The 6,449-nt window shown below is 46.3% G+C and carries 6 protein-coding genes; 1 reads left to right on the forward strand and 5 read right to left on the reverse strand.

Features of this window, described 5'->3' with window-relative positions:
- Positions 1 to 70 precede the first annotated feature (70 nt).
- From rsmG to F4Y39_18360, 5 genes are all read right to left on the reverse strand, one after another.
- Positions 71 to 709 (reverse strand): 16S rRNA (guanine(527)-N(7))-methyltransferase RsmG, encoded by a 639-nt coding sequence (gene rsmG / locus F4Y39_18340; protein ID MYC15688.1) that lies wholly within the window; start codon positions 707 to 709, stop codon positions 71 to 73.
- A gap of 161 nt (positions 710 to 870) precedes the next feature.
- On the reverse strand, positions 871 to 2,217 hold the full coding sequence (gene mnmE / locus F4Y39_18345) for a tRNA uridine-5-carboxymethylaminomethyl(34) synthesis GTPase MnmE (protein MYC15689.1): 1,347 nt from the start codon (positions 2,215 to 2,217) through the stop codon (positions 871 to 873).
- 13 nt (positions 2,218 to 2,230) lie between these two features.
- On the reverse strand, positions 2,231 to 3,934 hold the full coding sequence (gene yidC, locus F4Y39_18350; GenBank protein MYC15690.1) for a membrane protein insertase YidC: 1,704 nt from the start codon (positions 3,932 to 3,934) through the stop codon (positions 2,231 to 2,233).
- A gap of 53 nt (positions 3,935 to 3,987) precedes the next feature.
- Positions 3,988 to 4,317: a ribonuclease P protein component gene (rnpA, locus tag F4Y39_18355; protein MYC15691.1), complete on the reverse strand. Its 330-nt coding sequence runs from the start codon at positions 4,315 to 4,317 to the stop codon at positions 3,988 to 3,990.
- A 14-nt stretch (positions 4,318 to 4,331) separates the two neighbouring features.
- Positions 4,332 to 4,466: a 50S ribosomal protein L34 gene (locus F4Y39_18360; GenBank protein ID MYC15692.1), complete on the reverse strand. Its 135-nt coding sequence runs from the start codon at positions 4,464 to 4,466 to the stop codon at positions 4,332 to 4,334.
- Positions 4,467 to 4,992: 526 nt separating this feature from the next.
- Between F4Y39_18360 and dnaA the strand changes: the two genes are divergently transcribed.
- The gene (gene dnaA / locus F4Y39_18365; GenBank protein MYC15693.1) at positions 4,993 to 6,375 is read left to right on the forward strand and encodes a chromosomal replication initiator protein DnaA; all 1,383 of its coding nucleotides are present in this window, start codon (positions 4,993 to 4,995) and stop codon (positions 6,373 to 6,375) included.
- The last annotated feature ends 74 nt before the right edge of the window (positions 6,376 to 6,449 follow it).

Here is a 6,449-nt window from a genome sequence, read left to right on the forward strand (position 1 = left end):
AAGGCGAGTGAGCGGTGTACAACTGCGCCAGCAGTTCAATCGCGCATGACTGGTCGTATCCCAGAGCAGTTCAACATCTTTTAAGAAAGACAAAGGAGCGCTTTCGTCGTGAAAATGGTAATCTCAAAGTGGTTTCAGCGGCATAGATGTGGTCTGGAACACCGTTCGCAAACTCACTGAGAGAACCTGGACCTTTCATTGCAATAAGTACACCGGGGGGGGCGAGAAGAGGTTCAACCCAATTCCAGAGTTGAGGAAGCCTTGCAACTGCGCGCGCTGTACCAATTAGAAATTTGCCCGAGAACGAGGAATCTCCAACAAGTGTCTCAGCACGACTTCTAATAGCGAAGGCGTCTTGAAGGTCGAGCGTTGTGATAGTTTCCTTGAGAAAAAGGGTTTTCATGCGGGCGGGTTCGAGGAGATAAACTTCGAGGTCGGATCTCATAATCTTGATCACAATACCCGGCAGACCTGCCCCGGAACCCAAATCAAGGAGAGGGCCATCTATTGGAAGGTGCGGTACCAGCGAAAGACAATCGAGAATATGACGTTCCCATATAAAATTGCGGTCATTGCGGGAGACCAATCGAACGCGAGCCGACCAATCGGTAAGCAAATCGACGTATTGAACGAGCAACGCGACCTGTTCAGGGGAAAGTGAAAGATCAAAGGACTTCTCCGCAAGCTCAATTGCTTCATCGGGTTGCATTGGATATACCTTTAGAAGGGGGAGTAAGAGGTAATACGCAAGAGGAGAGTACACAGTTCAACGCACCAGCCCCTCTTTGCATGTTTCACGTGGAACGTTTTACAACTGATCGTATCTCAGACCAGTTCAACGGGGTACAACTGGTTCAGACCAGTTCGACATTATTTGCCTATGCAAAAGGTTTTGAAGATTCGATCGAGAACATCATCCGGGGTAGTCTCCCCAATAATCGCGGCAAGCGCGTCCAGTGCAACGCGGAGATCCATGGCAATAATTTCCCCCGGATTGCCGAATTCAAGGCTTTGAAGTGCCTGGGAGAGTCCCGTTGAAGCCTGTTGAAGTGCGAGAACATGCCGTTCTCTGGTAACGATTTCTTCGGGCAGGTCGCTCTTTCCCAGGAGACTCTCACGAAGGCGATCCCGCAAAGAGGAGATACCATCGCCTGTTTTGGCTGAAAGAACGATCTGGGGGTGGAGAGACTGAATGCTTTGCCAACCGGTATGAATATTCAAATCGCTCTTATTGAGAACGAGAAATGCGTGATCATAACGACTGATGTTGTCCAGATCCGCGCAAGACGGGGGATGCGATCCATCCACAATATAGAGAACAATGGCTGCGCGTTCTATGAATCGTTGAGACCGACGCGTACCCTCTCTTTCCACCGGGTCATCAGTGTCGCGAATACCAGCAGTGTCAACCAGTGTAACAGTAATTCCATCGAGATCAATTTGCTCTTCAATTGTGTCTCGCGTTGTACCGGGAATATCTGTAACAATCGCACGGTCTTCTTCAAGGAGCCGGTTAAGAAGGCTGGATTTTCCCACATTGGGTTGACCTGCAAGGGTGATGACAGCACCTTCCCGAATAATTTTTCCACGATCATACGAAAGAATGAGATCTTCAATATGCTCTAAAGCCTGCGAGAGCGGTGGCTTAATCATCTCGAAATCTATCTCTACATCTTCGGAAAAGTCTAAATTAGCTTCAAGAAGCATAGCTGCCTGACGAATAGACTCTGCCATTTTTACGAAATGGCGATGAAGCCCACCGCGGAGTTGAAAAAAAGCTGATTGGAGGCTTAGATCGGATTTCGCGGTGATCATATCAGACACTGCTTCGGCCTGTGAGAGGTCCATTTTACCGTTGAGAAAAGCTCGTCTGGTAAATTCTCCAGGTCCAGCCGGTCGAGCACCTTCTCGAAAAACGGCTTCCATAATCCGTCTGAGGAGAAATGGTCCCCCGTGGCAGTTAAATTCAACTGTATCTTCACCGGTAAAGGAATTGGGAGCACGCATGACCGAGATCAGGACCTTGTCAAAATCTCGGTCCTGAATGTAGAGATGTCCAAAAGAAAGTTGGTGAGAAGGAAGGTGGCTGAGGGGGGTTTTGCTTCTGAAGAAACGTTCTCCAATTGAGATGGCATCAGGTCCGCTGAGTCTAATGATGCCAATTGCCCCTTCGCCTGGCGCAGTGGCGATTGCCGCGATGGTATCTTTGTCAGACATAGAAATAAACCAATCAGGACGTGCCCAACATCGATTTGGTTCTTTCCATGATGATCTGCTGGGCGAGAGTCAACACATTGTAGAGCGTATAATAAAAGACGAGGCCAGAGGACATACTCCAGAAAATATAGGTGAGAAAGACGGGCATGATATAAACGAGAATAGCCTGTTTGGGATCCTTCATCATCATCTTTTGCTGAATAAACATCGACACGCCCATTAGAAGAGGCAAGAGGTGCAGGTCAAAACCACCAATAGGAATGGTATCTGGTTGGGAAAGATCGGTGATCCAGAGAGCGAATCCAGCTTGCCGGAGTTCAATAGTACCGCGAAACAGAGAAAAAAGAGAAAACAGTATGGGCATCTGTAAGAGCATGGGCAAACATCCACCGATGGGATTGATCTTCTCGTCCCGGTAGAGTTTCATCATCGCCTGATTTACTTTTTGCTGGTCGTTGGCATAACGTTCGCGAAGTTCGGCAATTTTGGGTTGGAGAGTCTGCATCTTGGCAGTAGATTCAAGACTCTTGTGCGTGAGTGGGAAAACAACGACCTTGACGAGAATAGAAAAAAGAATTATGACCACGCCGTAATTTGGAACCAGAGCATGCATGGCGAGGAAGGCTTTGAGTATTAAAATTGTAACTGGCTTGAGAATGGAGCGAACAAAATAAGGACCGTAATCGACAAAGTCATCGAGGTCCAGTTCTCGTTCAAGCCCATCGAGGTCGCGGTTTTGTGCACGCAAAATGTCATAAGAAATTGGACCAATGTATGCGGAGTAATTGATAATATTAAGTCCAGAATCAGCATACATATCAAAAGCAAAATCGCGATAAGAAAAGCCAAAAGGATCAGTCTTATTATCACCGTATAGCGCGAGGTCATAACGACCTTCGTGGGGGATAACCGCGGCGAGGAAGTATTTATTTCTTATGCCAATCCAGGTTAGCTGACCGCTCGGGGGTGTCTCTTTCTCCTGAAGGCGACCCGTATCCCATGTTTCAACTTCCCCTCCCATGTAGGTGACGATTTGTTCGTAAACACCTTCGTAAAAACTCTCTGAAGTCCCGCGCTTATCTTCTGTATCAGCGAGACCACCATCCCACGTTATCGCCAATTTATCATCTCGAGCAAGCCCCTCAGCTATGACGGAAACGTGAATGCGATATCGGTTGCCCTGAAAACGGAAACGTTTCTCAACTGGACCACGCGGAGATTGAGCGCGAAATACAATCAAGTCTTGCGTATCACCATAAATGTCAAGGCGGTCGCGATCGGGGATAAATTCGAGACCATTGAGAGACTCACTTGCAACAGTAGCTCCAAGTCCAGCACCGTTAGATGGGATCAATTCCAGCCAATTGCCATTGCGATCAAAATAGCTCTTGAGTTGCCAACTGGTAATTACGCCACCGCGCGTGGAGATGACAGCGCGGTAAAGTTCCGCGTCTATGACAACATCACGAGCCTGGAAGGTCGATGTAGTGGCTGGACTTTTGTCCTGTACAGGAGGTTGTTGGGGTTTGGGTTGTTGTGTAGGTTGAGGTTCGGGATGTGTATCAGTAATATGGGGTGGATCAATCTCGCGAGGGGCGGCTTTTTTTACAGGATCTGGCGACTGAGGTTCGTCACCTTGAAAGAATTGCATGTAATACGGCATCAGTATCAAGATCAGGCCGATTAACGCAAACGCAATTACTGTACGTCTATCCATAAATTCAGTCTTTCTGCACAGAAAATAATAAAGGAAGGGATTGCAAAAACGGATCAGGAGTCGATAAGACCGAGCTTTTGAAATGCGAGGTGTAGTTCAAGGCGGAGTTCAGTATAAGAGACACCGCAGGCGTAATCTCCTATGGAGATAAGTACCAGACGGTGAGGATGGCCTGAAGGTATTAGTTCGGAACATACTGCACGTACTTGCCGGCGGATGCGATTGCGCCGAACGGCGTTTCCAAATTTTTTCCGAATTGAAATGAGCGTTAGATCCATCTCGGAAGTACCTATCCGAACATGAACCCAACGCCCACGAAAGATCTGGCCGTGCTGTCGAATTTTCGCAATCTCGCGTCGAATACGCAGGTTGGGTGTTCCCATAACACACCTACATATCAATGCGATAGCTGCTTGCGACCCTTTCGGCGCCGTCGATTCAGCACATGGCGACCACCAGGAGAACTCATGCGAGCGCGAAAACCATGTTTATTTTTGCGCTTGCGATTATGTGGTTGAAACGTGCGTTTCATCAAACCACCTCGTATCTACAAAAATTTCAATTATCTATATCGACAAAGATTTTGGAATATAGAGGTGCATACCTCCTTTGTCAAGCTATTTCCCTTTGACTGGAGCCTCCTGTGACTATACTACTATATATGGTGTACATTTTTTTTGTACACTATATCTTGACTGTTTACTATTATTTTACTATTTTTCAAATGTTTACTAATATTTTCCTTTGAGAAAACCCTCTTGACATCGCTCATTTCATTGCTTAGTTTTCGATTAGCTTTCAGAATCTTTTGAAATCCACTTTTGAAGTGGATTCCCCCACCGTGGTCTGCTGTTAAAAATAACCGAAGTATTTCGATTTCAAAGTTTCAGAATACTTTCAATTTTCCTTCCTCCAATTGAGAGTCCCCCATTTCCTGAAGCGAAATCAGGCCTCCCTTATATTCGGATTTCTCAGACAACGGTTTCCAGCACGTAAAGTATCCTATTGATATTCCCTTAGTTGGCGCGTGTTTGCCAGCCATAGACGGATATTGCCCTATGGATGAACGCTCTTCTGACTTATGGAACCGGTGTCTCTACGCCATCCAGGAAAAAATACAGGATCAGAGTTTTGAAACCTGGTTCGCTCCAATCAAGGCGCGGCAGTTTACCTCCGAAGAAGTTATTCTGGTGGTACCCGAGAGGATTTATGCCGATTGGTTAGAACAAAATTACATCGGGTTGATCAAAACGACCATCCAGGAAGTCTTCACATGGAATCCACGCATAACTTTTGCGGTTGGTGATACTCACCAACAAATGCCATCCCATGTAAAAGATGCTCCCGGATTCATGCAGGGAGCACCTCTCGATTCTGTATCTACTGCGCCATCTATCCATCCAGAACCTGTCCAACCAGTATTTCCCCTCAATCCACGCTACAGGTTTGATAATTTTGTTGTTGGTGAAAGCAATGAAGTGTCGTTTTCTGCGGCAAAAGCCACAGCAGAGTCGCCTGGACAAACGGCTTTTAATCCGCTTGTCCTTTATGGCGGCGTTGGATTGGGAAAAACCCACCTGCTCCAGGCCATTGGTGCACACTGTATCGAAATGGGAACAGGTCAACGCGTGGTTTATGTTACTGCACAACAGTTTCTCACAGATTATTTAGAAGGAATCAATCGCGGAACAATCTCTAATTTCCATCAAACCTATCGCCAAGCGGATGTGTTGCTGGTGGATGATATCCAGTATTATGTGAAAACAGAAGGTTGCCAAAGAGAGTTTATCCATACATTTAATGCCCTATTTCAAGCAGATAAGCAGATTATCATCAGTTCTGATCGCCCACCATCTCACCTCAAGGGATTTGAGGATCGGTTGATTTCTCGATTTCAATGGGGTTTAGTTACAAATATCGAAGCACCTGATCTGTCCACGCGGGTGGCTATTTTAATGCAAAAAGCAGAAGAGATGGGTGTTTTATTGTCCCACGAAATTGCCAGTTTCTTAGCTGAGCAGATCGATACCAACATACGCGAACTTGAAGGCGCATTAAAACGCCTGGTCGCTTATACCAAATTACAACGCTATCCACTCACGATTGAAACAGCGCGAAAGACCCTGTTAAGCCCGCCTCAAAAGACCAAACCGACTGTTACTATTGAAAGCATTCAAAAAGCAGCAGCCCACTTTTTTGAAATACCTTTAGATAAACTGGTTGGTACAACGCGGAAGCAGGATGTGACAACAGCCCGTCATGTGAGTATGTATTTGAGCAAATCTCTTACAGGTGCTCCTCTCAAGACGATTGGTTTGCAATTTGGAAACCGCGATCACAGTACAGTTATTCACGCATGCCGGAGAGTAGAAGACAAGATATCAGCGGATCCAGAATTTGAACATCTTGTGAGTGAACTACAAGATCATATCGTAAGTTAAGGAGTCAAAGCCCAGTAATGACATAAACAGATAGATCTTAAATATATGCCCCGGACTCTCATAGAGGTCTGGGG

This window comes from Gemmatimonadota bacterium (assembly GCA_009838845.1).
GTDB lineage: Bacteria > Latescibacterota > UBA2968 > UBA2968 > UBA2968 > VXRD01.